Raw genomic sequence first — 16,344 nt, forward strand, 5'->3', positions numbered from 1 at the left:
CCGCGCCCCGCCGCCGCCCGGCGTCGTGGCGTATTCCCTCCTCACTTTCCGCGGACGCGCAGACGGAACGAATCTGTCTGGGTAAGATCGGCGAGCAGGTCGAGAATGGTGTAACCGTCGGCAGACAGCTTGGCGTCGAGCTCATCGACGTCGCAGATGTCGTTCGGGTTCGGCTGCCGCCCGGTGGCGAAGGTGACCCACCGCTCCGCATAGTGGTGCTTGGCCGCCCGGGCAGCGGCGAGCTCGTTCATCAGCTCGATCGGTGTCTCGATCGTCTCGGTGATGTCCATGCCGAAGTGGACGTCGGCGGTTCCATCGATGGGGCCGCCGAGCGGATCGGTGGTCTGCACCTTGCCGACGGCGTCGTACCTCTCGAGCACGAAGCCCGGCGGATTGATGTAAGGGCCGTGGCACCCGGCGCACATCGCCGGGGAGGTCAGCGCCTCGACGCGCTGGCGTTGCGTGGTGGTTTCGCCCGGAGGGGGCAACGGCTCCACGGCAAGCGGGGGCACCAGGCTGATCCCGAGCAGCCTCGAGATGAACGCGCCCCGGAGGATCGGGCTCGTGGCGGCGTAGGACGAGTAGGAGCTCAAGAACCCGACGCGGGTCAAGAACCCCGGCCGCTCGGTCGGGTCGAGCTCCACCCGCGTCAGCTCCGCGCCGAAATTCGCTGGATCGAGCCCATAGAGCGCCGCGGTGTCCTCGTTGACGAAGGCGACGTTGCTCAGGAAGAGGTCCTCGAAGGACCCCCCTTCGAACGCCACCTCCTCGAAGAGGGCGTCCATCTCCGCCATCATGGGAGCGACCGCGTCCGGGGAAAACTCGGGGTACACGGTCGTGTCGTGATCGTGGACTCCCCAGTGCGAGCCCTGGCGAATCTCCGCATAATCACGATGGAAGGCGACGACGACCGGCGCCGTCTTCTCGCGGATCCGGATCATCCGCTGCGCCTGCGCCAGGATCTGCTCCCTGGTGGCGAGCTGGCCAGCGTCGGCCGCGGCGTTCAGGATGTCATCAGGCACGGAATCCCAGAGCAGGAACGAGAGCCTCGCCGCCACTTCGTAGCTGGAGAGCTTGACGGCGCTTCCCTCTGGCTCCTCCGCCAGCTCGGGGCGCAGGATGAACGAGGGCGAGGCGAGGAAGGTGAAGAGGATGGCCTCGGCGATCTCGTCGGGCGTGCCCTGGGGCTCCACCGCGGTGAGCCGCAGGAAGCTCTGCACCTCTTCTTCGAGCAGAGGACGACGGAAGGCCTTGCGACCGAAGTCGATGATCGTCTCTTCGAGGCACCCGGACGCCGCCGGATCGCAGCTGACGAACCTGGACCTGTTCGGCCCGGCGATCACCTCGGCGGCGATCTGCTCGGCGACCGCGAGATAGGCGTTCCATGCGACATCTGTCATGTCCCCCTCGAAGTCGGGGGCGAGCAGCGTCGACGGCGGGCCGTTGCCGGCGCTCGCCAGCGCCGTCACGCCGAGCAGATCCCGCACCGCCGCGTCGTACTCCCGGTTGAGCAGGCGCGGGATCTGGGACGTCGCCGGGACGCCGGGGAAACAGGGATCCCCCCCGCCGCTGCCTGGGCCCTCCCCGACGCTGACCGTGGTGCCGTGGCCAACGCCGCCGCCGCCGTCTCCACCGCCACCGCCGGTGTCGTCACCCACGATCGTGATCTCGCACCCGGCGACGAGGAGCGAGAGCACCGAGAAGAAGCCGAGTGAAGGTACGGCTTTCAAAGGTCTCATGACAGAGCCTCCCGCCGTAGCAATCTCCGAGGCTCTCCCCCGGGATCCCAATTTCGTCGCGCGTCGCTCCCTGCGGCCGGTGATCAGAGCGAGAGGCCGGCGCCGACGCGGAGCGTCCACGTGACCGCGGGCACCTCGTGGATGAGCTGCGCGGGGTGCTCGAACATGAACGATCGCCGCACCAGCGGAAATTCCGGTCCACCTTGCGCGTCGATCCGCACGAGGGTCCCGAGCGAGGCGGTCACGCGCGCGAGGAGCCCGAGGCTGGCCCACGGGACGGTGCCCTCCTCCACGTCGGAGATCGCCTCGCCGACCAGCCCGGTGCCGTGAAGGAAGCCGCCCTCCGCGCCCACGCAGGGCCCGAGCGAGAGCCGGCGTGCCGGGCGGAAGAGGTCCGCGCAGGCGTCGACGCGGCCGATCCCGCGCACGAAGAGGGCGCCGCCCGGCCCGGCGTCGACCGCGCCGGTGGCGGCCACCTCGGCGGCGACGCGGAACGCCGCGTCGAGGCCCAGATCGGCGCGCAGCTCGACGAAGGGCCCCCCGCCGAGCAGCGCCTCGGGGGCGACCCCGGAGGCCGCGCTCCCCTGGAGGCCGAGCGTCCACGGGCGCTCCACGGGCCGTCGCGGCCGCGGAGGGTGCGGGGCCCCCGCGACCGGCGACGGCGGGCGGATCGGCAAGGGGCGCGCGGCCGGCGCCTGTGGGGCCGGCGAGGCGGCGGGCGGCTGCGGCGAGCTCCCCGCGCCCGGCGCTGCGTCGCCGCCGGCCCCGGCGGATTGCGCGGCCCCGGCCGGCTGCGCAGGAGCGGCGGGATCCGCGGCGGGCGGCGGGGCCGCGACGGGATCCACGGCCGGCGCTGGCGCCCCGCCGGCATCCCGAGCCCCGCCAGCCTCCGGAGCCTCGGACGAGCGCGGCCCGACGGCCGGCGGTTGCGGATCGAGAGACGCGGTGGGGTCGACCCGGAGGGCCGTGATGAGCGCCAGGGCCGCGACGACCTCGCCGCACGTCGCGCCGTCGACCTCGCGGACGCGCGCGTCCTCGCCTTTGCCGAGCGTGATCCGGCCGCGGCTCCTGCCCGCGCTCGAGGTGATGCGCACGCGCACGTCGAGCGCCGCTTCGTCCGCCGCGGCGGCGCGGGCGAGGTCCGTGCGCGCGGTCACCTCGCGCAGGAACGCCCCGGCGCCGGGACAGCCGTCGTGCGCCTCGTACGCGATGCGCAGGCGCTGGACCTCCGCCCAGGCGTCACCCCCGGTCAGGGCGCCGGCGAGCACGACGACGGCTGCGAGCCAGCGCGGGTGGAGCACGGCACTCTCGAACGCACGCACGGCGCGGGAGGGTACACCGAGCCATCGTCCGCGGCGGCATTGCGGTCATCGCCGTGCGCTTCTCGGGCTCGATCCCGGGCCATTTGGCCCCTCCGCGCGGCCCAGAGCCGTGAGGGCGCTCGGCGCCCCCCATCGCCGGCGCCCCGCGGACGCGCTCCATCGCACGTTGGCACACCTCGAAACGATTCAGGCCAACATGAGCCGAACACCGTGGCGCAAACGAGGCATCTATCGGCGGAATAATTGATGATTTCCCTGGCACCGCCCGTGCGAGAGCGCACGGCCCGTGGAGGTGTTCATGGCACAGTTTCAGCGTACAGCGCTCGCTCTCATCATCCCTGCCTCGTTGTCGATCGCCTGCTCCTCGTCGAGCGACGCGCCGCCGCACGAGCCGCTCCAGCTGGGCGAGGCGCCGGCGGCGATCTGCGGCGGCGGCGCGACCCGCGAGGGGGACGGCTCCGGCCGCGACCCGGTGGCGGGCGTGGGCGCGGGCACGGGCGCGAGCGCGGGCGTGGGCGTGGGATCGAGCTCGAGCGGAGGCTCCACGGACCCCAGCGCCGAGCCGCCCGTGGGCGAAGGAGGCACCGGGGGCAGCGGGGGTTCCGGGGACGGCAGCGGCGGCTCCGGGGGCGGATGCGCCGAAGGCGGGGCCGGCGGCGGTGGCGGCGATGGCGCCGGCGGGTGCGATGACGAGGGCGGCAGCAGCGGCTCGGCCGGCGGCGGCGGCGCGGGCGGCGGCGGCGCGACGACCGGCGGCAGCACAACGACGGGCGGCGGGGCCGGCAGCTCGCGGAACGCCGGGCCCCGGCTCAGGCCGCAGGCCAGCGGCGGCTCGTGCGCGGGGGTCAACCTCTCCACGCCGCTCACGCTGTACCTCTCGTCCGACGACTCCAACTCGATGGCATCTCCGGTCATCGTCCGCCGCCAGATCGAGCGCGGCGCGCCGCTGGTCGACCCCTATGTCATCCGCACGCACGAGTTCCTCAATTACTACCGGTACTCGTTCGCCCCGGCCGAGCCGGGGGAGCTCTCGATCGTATCGCAGCTCGGCTCCTGCGTGCTCACGGGCGATCTGGCGCTCCAGATCGCGGTGCAGTCGAGCCGGGCGCCCGCCGCGCGAGAGCCCATGACGATCACGCTCGTGCTCGACACGTCGGGCTCGATGTCGGGAGAGCCGATCGAGCTCGAGAGGGCTGCTGTCCGGGCCATCGCGTCGACGCTCATCGAGGGCGACGTCGTGAACGCGGTCACGTGGAATACGGGGCAGAGCCCCGTGCTCGAGGGCCACGTCGTCTCGGGCCCCGACGACCCCGTGCTGCTCGGGGTCGCGAGCGCGATCGAGGCCGACGGAGGCACCGACCTGTACAGCGGCCTCGCCGCGGGGTACGCGCTCGCCAACACGCACAGGACCGCGGGCGGCATCAACCGCGTCGTGCTGATCAGCGATGGACAGGCCAACGTCGGGGTGACCGAGGAGGAGCTCATCGGAGAGAACGCCGAGGACGCGGACGGAGAAGGCGTCTACCTCGTCGGCGTCGGCGTCGGCGACGGCGTGAACGACACGCTCATGGACGTGGTCACCGACGCCGGCCGCGGCGCGTATGTCTATCTCGACAGCGCCGACGAGGCGAGGCGCGTCTTCGTCGACCGGTTCGCCGAGACGGTCCTCGTCGCCGCGCGCGACGTGAGGATCGAGCTGACGCTCCCGCCGTACTTCGGCATCCAGAAGTTCTATGGAGAAGAGTACTCGCCTGATCCGGCCAAGGTGCGCACGCAGCACCTCGCCCCGAGCGACTCGATGATGCTGTATCAGATCCTCCGCCCGTGCGACCCGTCGCTGCCGAGCGCGAACGACCCGTATCGGGTCCGCGTCACCTGGCGCGACGCGACGACCGGCGAGGCCAGGGAGGCCGTGCAGCAAACCACGCTCGGAGGGCTCGGGATCGACGACGGCAACCTCACGAAGGCGGCGGCGATCATCGCGTATGCCGAGGCTCTCAAGCAGCTCGTCGAGCTCGGCCCCGGAGAGCGCGCGAGCGCGCTCACGGCCGCCCGGGAGACCGTCCTCGCCGCGAACACGACCGGCGCGGACGCCGATCTCCTCGAGATCGCGGCGACCCTTCAGAGGATGATCGACAACCAGCCATAGAGCGGTTTTCAGCTGAGCCCAGTACGAGCGTCGCAGAGCGGTCTTCAGCTGAGCCTGGTACGAGCGTCGCAGAGCGGCGGTCACCCGCACAGGAGACGGGTCCAGATCGGCGTTTTCGGCGCGGAAGCGCACTCCTGTGCGCTGAGCACCGAAAACGTCGAGATGGGCCCGTATCCGAAGCGGGTGACCGCCGCTCTAACACGCGAGCCGCTTCACCCAGGCAAGGACGAAGTCGCGGAACACCGCCACGTTCCGCGGCACGTGCCGCGCGCTCGGATAGACGAGGTACAGCGTCCCTGCGCGCTGCGACCACTCCGGCAGCACGTGGACGAGGCGCCCGCTCGCCAGGTCGGGCGCGGCGAGGACGCGCGGGAGCGGCCCGATACCGCCCCCCGCCCGGAGCACCGAGCGGATGAGCTGGAAATCGTCGGTCGCGATGCGCCCGGTCGCCATCGCGTCGCGCACCGCGCGGGGGCCGTCGACGGGCTGCTGGCTGCGCCGGCTGTTGGGGAGGAACACCACCCGCTCGTGGTCGACGAGCTCGTCGAACGCGCGGGGCAGGCCGCGGCGCGCGAGGTACGCCGGAGCAGCGAAGAGCTGCACGTAGGAGTCGAGCAGCTTGCGCACGACAAGCGAGGAGTCCGGGAGCTCGCCCGTCGCCCGGAGCGCCACGTCGAAGCCCTCGCGCAAGAGGTCCACCCGGCGCGTGGACATGTCGACCTCGAGCGACAGCAGCGGGTAACGCGCCCCGAACTCGACGAGCATCTCTCCGAGGAAAGACTCCCCACCATCCGGGGGAGCGCTCAGCCGTATCGTGCCCTGGGGCTGCCCTTGATAGGCGTCCAGCGCCTGCGCCGCGTCGCGGAGACCGGCGATGTGCGGCGCCACGTCGCCGAAGAAGCGACGGCCCGCCTCGGTCAGCGCCACGGCGCGCGGCGACCGCTGGAGGAGACGCACCTGGAGGCCGTCCTCGAGCCGCGTCACCGCGCGGCTCACCGTCGACTTCGGGACGCCGAGCTGCTCCGCCGCGGCGGTGAACGAGCCCAGCTCCGCCACCCTGGCGAACGCGGCGATCTCATCGAGCTGGGGCGCCCGGGCAGGGCGCGCTCGGGCTGCCGCGCGGGGGCTGGGCATGGTAGGACCTCACGAGGGGTAAACGGCGCCGATCGGGGGGCTCTCGCCAGGTTGCGCCAGCGCAACGTTGAGTTGAGCCGTTGCACGATAGCACCGGGCGTCGCGAGGGCGCATCAGGAAAGGCGTGGGCGCTCCGATCGGGAGAGCCCGCCACACCTCAGCGAGGCTCACCATGAACAACGTCAAGCGTTTCGCCCCCACCGCCGCCCGCATCCTGCAAGGGCTCGTGTTCTTCGTGTTCGGGCTCAACGGCTTCTTGCAGTTCCTGCCGCAGCCCCCGGCTCCGGAGGCCGCGGCCAGCTTCGCGGGCGCGCTCGCGGCGACGGGGTACATGTTCCCGCTCATCAAGGGGACCGAGGTCGTCGCTGGCGCGCTGTTGCTCTCGAACCGCTACGTACCCCTCGCGCTCGCGCTCCTCGCGCCCATCATCGTGAACATCGTCGCCTTCCACACCTTCCTCGCGCCGGGGAACCCGGTGTCCTGGCTCATCCTCGCCATCGAGCTCTACCTCGCCTTCGCGTACCGCGCCGCGTTCCGCCCGATGCTCGCCGCGCGCGTCGACGCGAGCGCCGGCGCGGAGCAGAGCAAGCTCCGGCCTGTCGAGAGCGCGGCTTGAGCCGCCCGTTCGCGCTGACCTGAGGAATCCCCTTATTTTGCAGCCATTTTCAGCGGAGAAATTGAACAGGGAGGCTCGGAGACAGGGAGTATTTTGAAAATTTCCCTCCCCGCCTCCCCGTCTCCCTGTGAAGTTTCCGGAGAATTCGAGGGGATGCTTCAGCGCGCTGACCCCATCGGCGGCCGTCGCCGTCAGCGCTGATACAGGATGCGGCCGCCGGTCTTCGCCAGGGCGTACCGGAAGCCGCGCGCCAGGTCGACGTGCGTGACCATCGCGCCGACGTCCAGGCCCTGGGCGACCATCATCTGCGCCGCCCCCGCGGTCACGCCGACGAGCACCGCCTCCGCGCCGAGCAGCGCCGCCGCCTGCGCCGCCCGGACGAGCTGGTTCGCCGCCGTGGCGTCGACCACCGCCATCCCCGTCACGTCGATCAGCACCACCTGCGCGTCGTGCTCGTGGATCTCCTTCAGCAGAGATTCGATGAAGCGGCTCGAGCGCTGGGCATCCATCGTGCCCACCACGGGCATGACCAGGACTCCATCGGCGATCGGCACCACGGGGCTCGACAGCTCATGGATCGTCCGGAGCATCGACTCCTGGAGCTGGTTCGACCGCTCCAGCTCGATGGTCCGCTCGGAGATCCGGCTGAACAGCCGGGCGTTCTCGATGGCCACGGCCGCGGTGCCGGCCACGCGCTCGAGGAACGGCACGTCGTCGCTCCCGCAGGCGTCCTCACGCTCGCTGCTCAGGACGAGGACGCCGACAACGCTGCCCCGCGCCCGCAGCGGCACCCCGGCGAGCGTCCGCGCGCCGGCGTGCCCGCGGAGGAGCGAGGCGTCCTCGCGCCCGCCGTGCCCGGCCGGATCGATCACGAGCGGGCGGCCGGCGTCGAGCACCCGGCCGACCAGCGAGCGCGGCGAGAAGGACACGCGCTCCTCGACGACGGGCTCCCTGCGCGCCGCCACGCCGATCAACAGCACCTCGATCGGCCGGCCGGCGGCGTTGCCCTCGACGCGCCGGCTCGCGACGCGGCGGGCCGCGTCGAGCGCGAGGTGATCGCTGAGCGTCTTGGACCACGGCGTGTGCTCGAGGGTGACGCAATCGACGCCGGTGTGGATGATGCGCGAGGCCGGCAGCTCCGCGAGCGTCGGCTCGACGCCCCGGGTGATCATCCGGTGGACGATCTCGGCGGCGCGATACCCCATGTCGTACTCGCGCTGCACGATCGTCGCGTGGATCGCGCCCCGGCGGAGCAGCGCGACCGTCGCGGAGAAGAGATCGAACGCGACGATCTTGAGCTCTCCGCCCCTGCCGATCTCCCTCGCGGCGCGGCCCCATGCCGGCCCGCCTCCGACCGCCACCCCGAAGGCGCCGGCGATGTCCGGCCGCCGCTGGAGGGCCGCCCGCGCGAGCTCCGTCCCGAGCTCCTGATCGTGCTCGCTGTCCTCGTGGGGGGGCAGCACGGTGAACTCGGCCCCTTCCATCGCCGCGCAGAACCCCTCGATGCGCTCGCGCGTGTTGATCGCGTCCTTCGTGGGCCGCTGCGGCGCCACGACCCCGCCGCTCGGCAGCAGCCGCCGCATCACCTCGCCCGCCAGCCTGCCCGCCGCCACGTTGTCCGTGCCGATATAAAGCGGGGCCCGGCTGCCCGGCACCGGCGGCGTGTCGACGACGATCACCGGGATCCCCGCCTCCGCCGCGCGCCGGAACCCCTCCTCCGCCTCCTCGGGGGCGCACGGCGCGATGATGATGCCGTCCACACCCCGCCGGATGCCGTCCTCGAGGATCTCGCGCTGGCCCCCCGGGCCGCCGGGGGGCCCGAGGCGGAAATCCACGGAGATGCCGAGGCCGCGCGCGGCGTCGACCGCGCCGTCGCGCAGGGTGTGGAAGTACGTCATGGGGGCCGACCGCCCGGCCCGGAACACCCGGGCATCCAGCTCGCCCGAAGCGGCCACGGCGCCCTCTCCGCCGCCGGCGTCCTCGACGAGCCACAGCTCCACCGAGGCCCATTGCTGGTCGATCTGCACGCTCTTGATGCCGTGAGCGAGCGTGTCCAGCAGGTGGTCCGGCTCCACCGTGGTGCCCACCGCGTTCAGCACCTGCTCGAGCAGGCGAATCTCCTGTGCCAATCTCGCCTTCTCGTCATAGAGCCTGTGCCGCTCCAGCGCGGCCCCGGCGGCGTCCAGGAACACCTCGAGCATCACGCGGCGCTCGCCCTGCGGAGGCTCGAGGGTCGCCTGCTCCAGCGCGAGGTAGCCTGCCGGCGCTCCCCGGACGGCGACGGGCGCGACAAGCACCCCCGCGCCGGCGGGCACCGCGCCCTCTGCCGCGATCGCGAGAGGCAGGTGCGCCTCATACCACGCATGTGCACTGACAACGCACATCCCGCTCGCCGCCTCGGGCGCCGCGCGCGGGCCGCCTCCGGCGGCGAGGCCCGCGTCGGTCGGGAGATTCACCCCTTGCCGAGCGAACGCGCCGAACCCTTCGAGCGCCCTGTAAACGAGGCGGTTCCCTTCGCAGAGGAGCAGGCTGCCGCGCGGCGCCCGCGGCGCGATCGCCATGGCCCGTCGCACGATCTGCTGCAATGTCGCGAAGAGATCCACCCCATGGCGCATACGGGTCCCGCTCGATCCGCCGTCACGACGCGCGACGCGATGGCCCAGAAGGCGCGATGAGCCACAGTTCTGTCAAGGTCGATTTGCCCATCTCCCCAGGTGTGTGGGCCGGCTCGCGGCCCGCCGTCAACGGCCGAGGTCGCCGGGGAGGTGACGAGTCGCCCGCGCGGCGCGCGCTACTCGCAGGGCAGGATGCGCAGCACCTGGATGGTGGTGTTCGAGCTGCCGGGCGCGGCGAAGGCCACGCTCCCGTCGGGAAACGCGACGAAGTCCTGGTAACGATTGCCGAGCACGTCGACCTCCAGCGGCTCGCCCTCGGCCTCGCCGGTGGCGCGATCGCGCGTCTGGAGGAACAGCGCGCGCGCCGCGTCGTTGCGGGCGATATCGCCGGCCCTCGTCGTGGTCTCCCAGGCCGCGAGCATGCGGGAGCGGCCGTAGGCGGCCAGGTGCGGAGCGCGGTGGTTCATGCCCGCGTCGCTGGCGATCGTGAGGTCCTTGTCCGCGCCGCCGTCGGTGAAGTGGAGCAGCCGGACGTCCGCGAGCCCGTTCGCGCCCGCCGGCTGGCCCGAGCGGATATTGCTCGCCGTGAGCCAGTAGCCGCCGCCGGCCGCCGTGACGAGGTTACCAAGGTTCGAGTAGGCGAGATCGACCGGATAGATCGTCTTGTAATTCGGCGCGAGCGCGATGCGGTTGTTGTTGTCGGTCTTGCACACCGTCACGAACTTCCGGGCGCTGTCGTCCCAGAGGATGCGCTCGTAACCGCTGTGGCTGCAGCCCCAGTCGAAGCCGTCCCTCTGCAGCGCGCCGTTCGCGTCGACGACCTTCATGCGATCGCCCTGGTGGATGTTGATGCACCCGCCTTGCGAGACGCTGATCGCGGCGCCGAAATAGCCCGCATAGCGCGAGCCGTCGAAGGCGATGCGGCCGTGGTGCGCGTACCACCAGATCATGTACACCTCGGGCCCGGTGGGGCCGGTCGAGTAGGGCGGCAGCGCGGCGCTCGAGCTCGTGAGCTTCGTCGCCCAGGTCGCGCGCTCGCCGTCGAAGCGGACCATGTACATGTCGTGACAGGCGACCGGAGGGGACGGCGGCGTGCCGCACAGGTTCGAGGGCGTGCCGCAATTCAGCGTTCCGCCGCCCTCCGCATCGCGGGTGAGCAGCAGCACGCCGCCGTCGTCGTCGGCGTAGAGGTCGGCGAAGTCGTTCGCCGGCAAGCCGAACGAGCGCCCCACGGCCTTGTCATCGGCGTCGAGCTGGAGGACGTGGACCTGTCCGTCGTCGCTCATCCATGCCAGGCGCGACCCGCCGGACGGTATCGGCGAGATGACGAGCGGCTTCAGCGCGGCCTCATCCTCGTTGTTGATCACGCGGCCCCCGACGTCGACCTGGGTGCTGCGAATGCGGTCCCGGGTGACGCCGCACGCGCCTGGGCCCGGATCCCCGCCCGCACCTCCGCCGCTCGCGCTCGACGCCCCGCCGCCGCTCCCGCTCGACGCTCCTCCCCCGCTCCCGCTCGACGCTCCTCCCCCGCTCCCGCTCGATGCCCCGCCGCCGCTCGCGCTCGACGCCCCTCCCCCGCTCCCGCTCGACGCTCCTCCGCTACTGCTCGACACCTCACCGCCCGACTCGCCAGCGCAGCCCGGGGGCAAGGTGATAAGAACCAAAGGCCAGATGACTCGCATGGTTCGTCTCGACATCTCGTCACGCTACCGCGCGAGCCGGCCTCTCATGGGGCAGAATCTCCGCTCGGCGCCCGAGGAACGCGCCGTGGCGCTCAGCGTCCTGTGCGGAGATCTCGCCGGCCAGGACACCACGCCAGCACCCTGGACCAGAACAGCCATCGATGGCGGACATCCCCTCACCCACCGCCGCGCGAGCAGTCCCAGGCTCCTCCCGCGGGCCCCCGGTGAGGGGGCCCGGCGGCTCGGCGAGGCCTCCTGCGCCACCCGAGGCGCCCCTGGGCGACGCGCTTGCGGCGCCGACCGTCGCGATCCGCCGCGATGGCCGCAGTCTCGCCCGCTCCAGGCCACCGACCGCCCCCCCGTCACGCGGGTCCTGACGAGCGTTGACACGCACACGCTGACCTGGTAGGTGAGCGAAGCGTCCGTGCGAGCGCGGCTGGCGGCAAACGATGCGGGCGAGTCCTTGCCTCGCGAAGCGACGGACGCGCAGGGCTTGGCCCCTCTCGGGCGCCACCCACGTGGAAGTTCCGCCGCCGGGCGCTTGAATGCCATGTCGCTGTAAGATACCGCCGCCGTGGACCGGCTCGCTCAACACGGCCGGCATCGCAGGGGGCGGCAGCACGAGCGCCGTGACGGATCCAGCGAGGGCAGCGAAGCCAACCTCGGTATGGTCTCGCGGCTCGTCCGTGCGGGGAGGTTGACGCGGCACAGCTAGCCAGAGTCAACGGTGCGAGGCGCCGGAGGCCCACCCTAGCCTCCGACCCGGCACCATGTTATTGCTAGCCCGCCGATTCCGCCACGCGCGCAATTGATGCGCGCCGGTGGTTCACCTGACTTGAGGAGCGCTGGAGCCACAACAAACGCAACATGCCTGGAAGCCCAGCGCGGGCGTGGAGATACCGCCTCCACCCTGGCCTGGAGACCAGAGCCCTGGGGCTTACCCCGCGGACACCGTTGTCGAAGGCGCCCTCTGAACTAAGGCACACGCAAACCACGAGCTGGAGATCCGTTTATGACCGTTGTCACTGGAGACAGAGAGTACTTCCCGGGTGTTGGCAAGATCCCTTTCGAGGGGCCTGAGTCCGACAACCCCCTCGCCTTCAAGTGGTACGACGCCAACCGCGTCGTCGCCGGCAAGGCCATGAAGGATCACTTCAAGTTTGCCGTGTGTTACTGGCACACGTTCTGCGGGCGCGGGCACGATCCGTTCGGCCCGGGGACGATCAACTTCCCCTGGGACGAGGGCAAGGACGCGCTGGCCCGTGCTCGCATGAAGATGGACGCGAACTTCGAGTTCATCACCAAGCTGGGCGCGACGCACTACTGTTTCCACGACATCGACCTCGTGGAGGAGGGCGAGAACCGCGCCGAGACGTCGCGTCGCCTCCAGAGCATCGTCGAGTACGCCAAGCAGAAGCAGGCGCAGTCGGGCGTCAAGCTGCTGTGGGGCACGGCGAACCTGTTCTCCAACCCGCGTTACATGAACGGCGCCTCCACGAACCCGGATTTCTCCGTGCTGGCCTACGCCGGCGCCCAGCTCAAGGACGCCCTCGACGCGACCATCGCGTTGAACGGTGAGAACTACGTGTTCTGGGGCGGCCGCGAAGGGTACATGAGCCTGCTGAACACGGACATGAAGCGCGAGAAGGCGCACTTCGCTCGCTTCTTGACCATCGCCCGCGACTACGCGCGCTCGCGCGGCTTCAAGGGCGTCTTCTTCATCGAGCCCAAGCCCATGGAGCCCTCCAAGCACCAGTACGACTTCGACGCCGAGACCGTGATCGGGTTCCTGCGCCAGCACGGCCTGGACAAGGACTTCAAGCTCAACCTCGAGACGAACCACGCGACGCTCGCCGGCCACACCATGGACCACGAGATGCAGGTGGCCGCGGACAACGGCATGCTCGGCAGCATCGACGCCAACCGGGGCGACTATCAGAACGCGTGGGACACCGATCAGTTCCCCTACAACATCAACGAGACGGTCGAGATGATGCTCATCCTGCTCCGCAGCGGTGGGTTCCAGGGCGGCGGCGTCAACTTCGACGCCAAGCGCCGCCGCAACTCGAGCGATCTCATCGACACCTTCCACGGGCACATCGGCGGCATGGATGTGTTTGCCCGCTCGCTCCTCATCGCCGACGACCTGATCCGCAAGTCGCCGCTCGAGGCGATGCGCAAGGCGCGTTATGCGTCCTTCGACGGCGGCAAGGGCGCCGATTTCGAGCAGGGCAAGCTGACGCTGGAGCAGCTGGCCGAGATCGGCAACGCTGGCGGTGAGGTCAAGCTCACGAGCGGTCAGCAGGAGCTGTACGAAAACATCATCAATCGCTGGATCCGATAAGCCGAGCGATCGAGGGAACGACAGCCGGGCGCCGTTGCGCGCCCGGCTGTTTTTCTTTCCGAAGAGATGTAGCTCTCCTGCGGATGATCCACTCCGCGACGGCGACGTTGATCACCCAGCCGGCGCCCATCAGGAGCGCTCTGACGCCCTCGCCCGGCACGCCGACGAGCAGCACCCACGGCATGTGGGTCAGCACCTGAGTCCCCGCGCCCAGGCCGATCGCGTAGCCGCGCAGCATGAAGGCGCCGTGACGGACGAAGTCGCGCCGCGAGATGGCGACAAGGCCGAGCACGAGCGACATGAACATGGCAGAGCCGAACAGCACCCGGAGAACGGCGAGGGCGTCGCCGTCCCCCTCGGGGAGCTCGTAAGACGCCTGCATCCACAGACCCGAGGCGGCAGCGACGAGCCCTGACGGGGCCACGGCCCACCCCGCCGCGCGATGCCAGCGAGGCTTCCGGCGGCGAAAGCCCGAGGAGAACTGGAACGCACCCAGGATCGAGAATACGCTGACACTGAAAATGTGCAGCACGATGGGCACGGGCGCAGCGAAGAAGCGGGCGTTGTCCGGGGTGACCTTGGCGCCGACGCTCAGCTCGGCCAGGCGGAAGGCGCCGGCCACAACGGGGACCGCGCTGAGGCCGAGCAGGAGCGCGGGTACGAGCCAGTCTCGCTTCGCCGAGGGGGTCGTGGTGCTCTCGTTCGTCATGCCGCCAAGCTAGGGACGGCCCTGGTTGCGTCGCAATTGGCGCAAAAGTCGGATCTGGGTCGGCCGATTGCCCGATGGGACGATCGTACTTTCGGCCAGGTGCACCGCCACCTGGCCCCGGGCCGACGGGTCAGTCGCGGACGCGACCGGTCTCGTAGGCCCAGATGGCGATCTCGACCCGGTTGCGCGCGCCGAGCTTGGTCATGAGGCTGGCGATGTGGGCCTTGACGGTGCTCAGGCTGATGTGGAGCTCGTCGGCGATCTCGGCGTTGGTTCGACCGCGGGCCACGATGAGGAGGACCTCCTCCTCGCGGGCGGTGAGGGCCTCCGCGGGCTGTGCTCGTGGCAGCTGGGGGCGAGAGGCGGCGAACGAGGAGAGCAGGCGGGCGGTGACACGTGGCGCGATCAAGGCGTCGCCGCTCGCGGCGGCGCGGATGGCCTGCGCGAGCAGCTCGGGACCGGCGTCCTTCAGCAAGAAGCCGCGGGCGCCGGCCTTGAGGGCGCCAACCACGTAGTCGTCATGATCGAAGGTGGTGATCACCACGACCGCCAGGGGACGGTCGACGGCCGGGCCGGCGAGCCGTCGGGTAGCTTCGATGCCGTCGATTCCGGGCATGCGGATGTCGAACAGGCACACGTCGGGACGGAGGGCGAGCGCCAGCTCCACGGCCTTGTGTCCGTCGCCGGCGACGCCCACGACCTCGATGTCAGGCTGGGCGTCGAGGATGATGCTGAGCCCGGTGCGGACGATCTCTTGATCGTCGGCGACGATGACGCGAATGCTCATGTTGTCCGTCCATTCCGAGGCAGCACGGCCGTCACCGTCCAGCCGCGCCGTGGGCCCGGGCCCGCATGGCACGTACCGCCGAGCAGCGTCGCTCGTTCGATCATGCCGACCAACCCGTATCCCGCCGACGTGGAATGGCCAGCGTGGGTCCCCTGGCCGTCGTCGGTGACCCGCAAACGTACGGACGTGTCGTCGGCCGTGACCTCCACGTCGATCCGGGTCGCGTGGCGAGCGTGTCGGCGAGCGTTGGTGATCGCCTCCTGCGCGAGGCGAAAGATCGCGGCGGAGACCGACGATGGCAAGTCATCGAAGCTCCCGGTCAACTTCACCTCGACGGAAGCCCCTGTGGCGGATGGGCCTGCGAGCTGTCCGAGGTCGGCGACCCGCGGGCTCGGCGCGAGCTCGGCCGACTCGCCGCGGCGCAGGAGCCGGACCATCGTGCGCATCTCGCCGAGGGCGCGAGACGCCTCGTCCGCGATCACGCGGAGCGCGTCGACGGGAGCCTCGGGGCGAGCCGACGCGGCGACCAGGCCAGCCTGCGCGCGGATCGCGATCGCCGATACATGGTGGGCGACGGTGTCGTGCAGGTCGCGGGCGATCCGCTCTCGCTCGGCCAGCTTGGCTTCATCGAGCTCTCGCAGGCGCACGCCATCCCGGTAGCGCACCGCCGCGCCGAGCGCCATCGTGGAGAGCAGGACGGCGTAGCCCCCGATGACATCGCCGGTCCTGGCATGAGAACGGATCATGTCGACCGCCGCCGAGGTCACCATGATCGGCAGCCCGATCATCGCTTCACGCCCCGTACCCCACCGGAACAACGAATAGGGCAGCAGCACCATGTAGACCATCGCGTAGAGCCCTGGCGATGCGCTGCCGGTCGCCATCACGGCGAGCTGTATCGCGATGAGGAGGCCGAACGCGATCACGACCATCCGCAGCGGCCTGGTCCTCCGCCAGAGCAGCGTCGGCAAGAGCCCGATGCAAAGGACCAGCGAAGCGATCCGCCACGGCAGGTCGCGCCGGATCGCGACCTCGATCGAGCCGAGCGCGGCGAACGCGGCCAGGAGCACCCAATCCATCCGGACGCGTCGCGGGGGGTGCGGTGCTCGTGGCTCGGACCACACGGATCGAAAGAACGCGCGCACCTGCCTCATGAGAAGAGCCGGATTGACTCCACACCCATCGCTCGAGCGAACCAGCACGACGACCTGGCGTGCTGGTCGCAGCATAGACCGGATGGACGCCGC

Annotated in this window: 11 protein-coding genes; 3 read left to right on the top strand and 8 right to left on the bottom strand. The window is 70.8% G+C overall.

Going from position 1 to position 16,344, the window contains the following annotated elements; genetic code table 11:
• Positions 1-41: 41 nt before the first annotated feature.
• Both WME82_RS29665 and WME82_RS29670 read right to left on the bottom strand, forming a co-directional pair.
• Positions 42-1,739 carry a DUF1592 domain-containing protein gene (locus WME82_RS29665; RefSeq protein ID WP_438038053.1) on the bottom strand — a complete coding sequence of 566 codons (1,698 nt, stop codon included), beginning with the start codon at positions 1,737-1,739 and terminating at the stop codon, positions 42-44.
• 83 nt (positions 1,740-1,822) lie between these two features.
• A complete protein-coding gene (locus WME82_RS29670) occupies positions 1,823-3,040 on the bottom strand; it encodes a hypothetical protein (protein ID WP_438038054.1) in 1,218 nt (405 codons plus the stop codon).
• 319 nt (positions 3,041-3,359) lie between these two features.
• Here WME82_RS29670 and WME82_RS29675 point away from each other — a divergent pair, with 319 nt between their 5' ends.
• Entirely contained in the window at positions 3,360-5,210 is a 1,851-nt protein-coding gene (locus tag WME82_RS29675) for a vWA domain-containing protein (RefSeq protein ID WP_438038055.1), read from the top strand.
• 195 nt (positions 5,211-5,405) lie between these two features.
• Here the strand turns inward: WME82_RS29675 and WME82_RS29680 are convergent, their stop codons facing one another.
• Positions 5,406-6,344 carry a LysR family transcriptional regulator gene (locus WME82_RS29680; protein WP_437850493.1) on the bottom strand — a complete coding sequence of 313 codons (939 nt, stop codon included), beginning with the start codon at positions 6,342-6,344 and terminating at the stop codon, positions 5,406-5,408.
• A gap of 172 nt (positions 6,345-6,516) precedes the next feature.
• Between WME82_RS29680 and WME82_RS29685 the strand changes: the two genes are divergently transcribed.
• Positions 6,517-6,960, top strand: a complete 444-nt coding sequence (locus WME82_RS29685; protein WP_437850495.1) for a DoxX family protein — start codon at positions 6,517-6,519, stop codon at positions 6,958-6,960.
• Between the two features lie 191 nt (positions 6,961-7,151).
• Here WME82_RS29685 and WME82_RS29690 read toward each other — a convergent pair whose 3' ends face one another.
• Both WME82_RS29690 and WME82_RS29695 read right to left on the bottom strand, forming a co-directional pair.
• Positions 7,152-9,575: a substrate-binding domain-containing protein gene (locus WME82_RS29690; protein WP_438038056.1), complete on the bottom strand. Its 2,424-nt coding sequence runs from the start codon at positions 9,573-9,575 to the stop codon at positions 7,152-7,154.
• 176 nt (positions 9,576-9,751) lie between these two features.
• Positions 9,752-11,257, bottom strand: a complete 1,506-nt coding sequence (locus WME82_RS29695) for a hypothetical protein (RefSeq protein ID WP_438038057.1) — start codon at positions 11,255-11,257, stop codon at positions 9,752-9,754.
• Positions 11,258-12,269: 1,012 nt separating this feature from the next.
• Between WME82_RS29695 and xylA the strand changes: the two genes are divergently transcribed.
• Positions 12,270-13,601 carry a xylose isomerase gene (gene xylA / locus WME82_RS29700; protein WP_437911815.1) on the top strand — a complete coding sequence of 444 codons (1,332 nt, stop codon included), beginning with the start codon at positions 12,270-12,272 and terminating at the stop codon, positions 13,599-13,601.
• Here xylA and WME82_RS29705 read toward each other — a convergent pair.
• The 3 genes from WME82_RS29705 to WME82_RS29715 form a co-directional block, all read right to left on the bottom strand.
• Positions 13,582-14,310, bottom strand: coding sequence for a DUF2306 domain-containing protein (locus tag WME82_RS29705; RefSeq protein ID WP_438038058.1), 729 nt, complete (start codon positions 14,308-14,310; stop codon positions 13,582-13,584). The genes xylA and WME82_RS29705 overlap by 20 nt on opposite strands.
• A 130-nt stretch (positions 14,311-14,440) precedes the next feature.
• On the bottom strand, positions 14,441-15,097 hold the full coding sequence (locus WME82_RS29710; RefSeq protein ID WP_437739882.1) for a response regulator: 657 nt from the start codon (positions 15,095-15,097) through the stop codon (positions 14,441-14,443).
• A complete protein-coding gene (locus WME82_RS29715) occupies positions 15,094-16,251 on the bottom strand; it encodes a sensor histidine kinase (protein ID WP_437850503.1) in 1,158 nt (385 codons plus the stop codon). The genes WME82_RS29710 and WME82_RS29715 overlap by 4 nt, the downstream gene beginning before the upstream one ends.
• Positions 16,252-16,344: the final 93 nt, after the last annotated feature.

The sequence above is a fragment of the Sorangium sp. So ce128 genome (assembly GCF_051525245.1).
In the GTDB taxonomy this organism is placed as follows: Bacteria; Myxococcota_A; Polyangia; order Polyangiales; family Polyangiaceae; genus Sorangium; species Sorangium cellulosum_B.

Excerpts from the sequence above, each read along its gene's own strand:
- WME82_RS29665 (WP_438038053.1), bottom strand. The coding sequence starts at position 1,739 with ATGAGACCTTTGAAAGCCGTACCTTCACTCGGCTTCTTCTCGGTGCTC.
- WME82_RS29675 (WP_438038055.1), top strand. The coding sequence starts at position 3,360 with ATGGCACAGTTTCAGCGTACAGCGCTCGCTCTCATCATCCCTGCCTCG.
- WME82_RS29680 (WP_437850493.1), bottom strand. The coding sequence starts at position 6,344 with ATGCCCAGCCCCCGCGCGGCAGCCCGAGCGCGCCCTGCCCGGGCGCCC.
- WME82_RS29685 (WP_437850495.1), top strand. The coding sequence starts at position 6,517 with ATGAACAACGTCAAGCGTTTCGCCCCCACCGCCGCCCGCATCCTGCAA.
- WME82_RS29690 (WP_438038056.1), bottom strand. The coding sequence starts at position 9,575 with ATGCGCCATGGGGTGGATCTCTTCGCGACATTGCAGCAGATCGTGCGA.
- WME82_RS29695 (WP_438038057.1), bottom strand. The coding sequence starts at position 11,257 with ATGCGAGTCATCTGGCCTTTGGTTCTTATCACCTTGCCCCCGGGCTGC.
- xylA (WP_437911815.1), top strand. The coding sequence starts at position 12,270 with ATGACCGTTGTCACTGGAGACAGAGAGTACTTCCCGGGTGTTGGCAAG.
- WME82_RS29705 (WP_438038058.1), bottom strand. The coding sequence starts at position 14,310 with ATGACGAACGAGAGCACCACGACCCCCTCGGCGAAGCGAGACTGGCTC.
- WME82_RS29710 (WP_437739882.1), bottom strand. The coding sequence starts at position 15,097 with ATGAGCATTCGCGTCATCGTCGCCGACGATCAAGAGATCGTCCGCACC.
- WME82_RS29715 (WP_437850503.1), bottom strand. The coding sequence starts at position 16,251 with ATGAGGCAGGTGCGCGCGTTCTTTCGATCCGTGTGGTCCGAGCCACGA.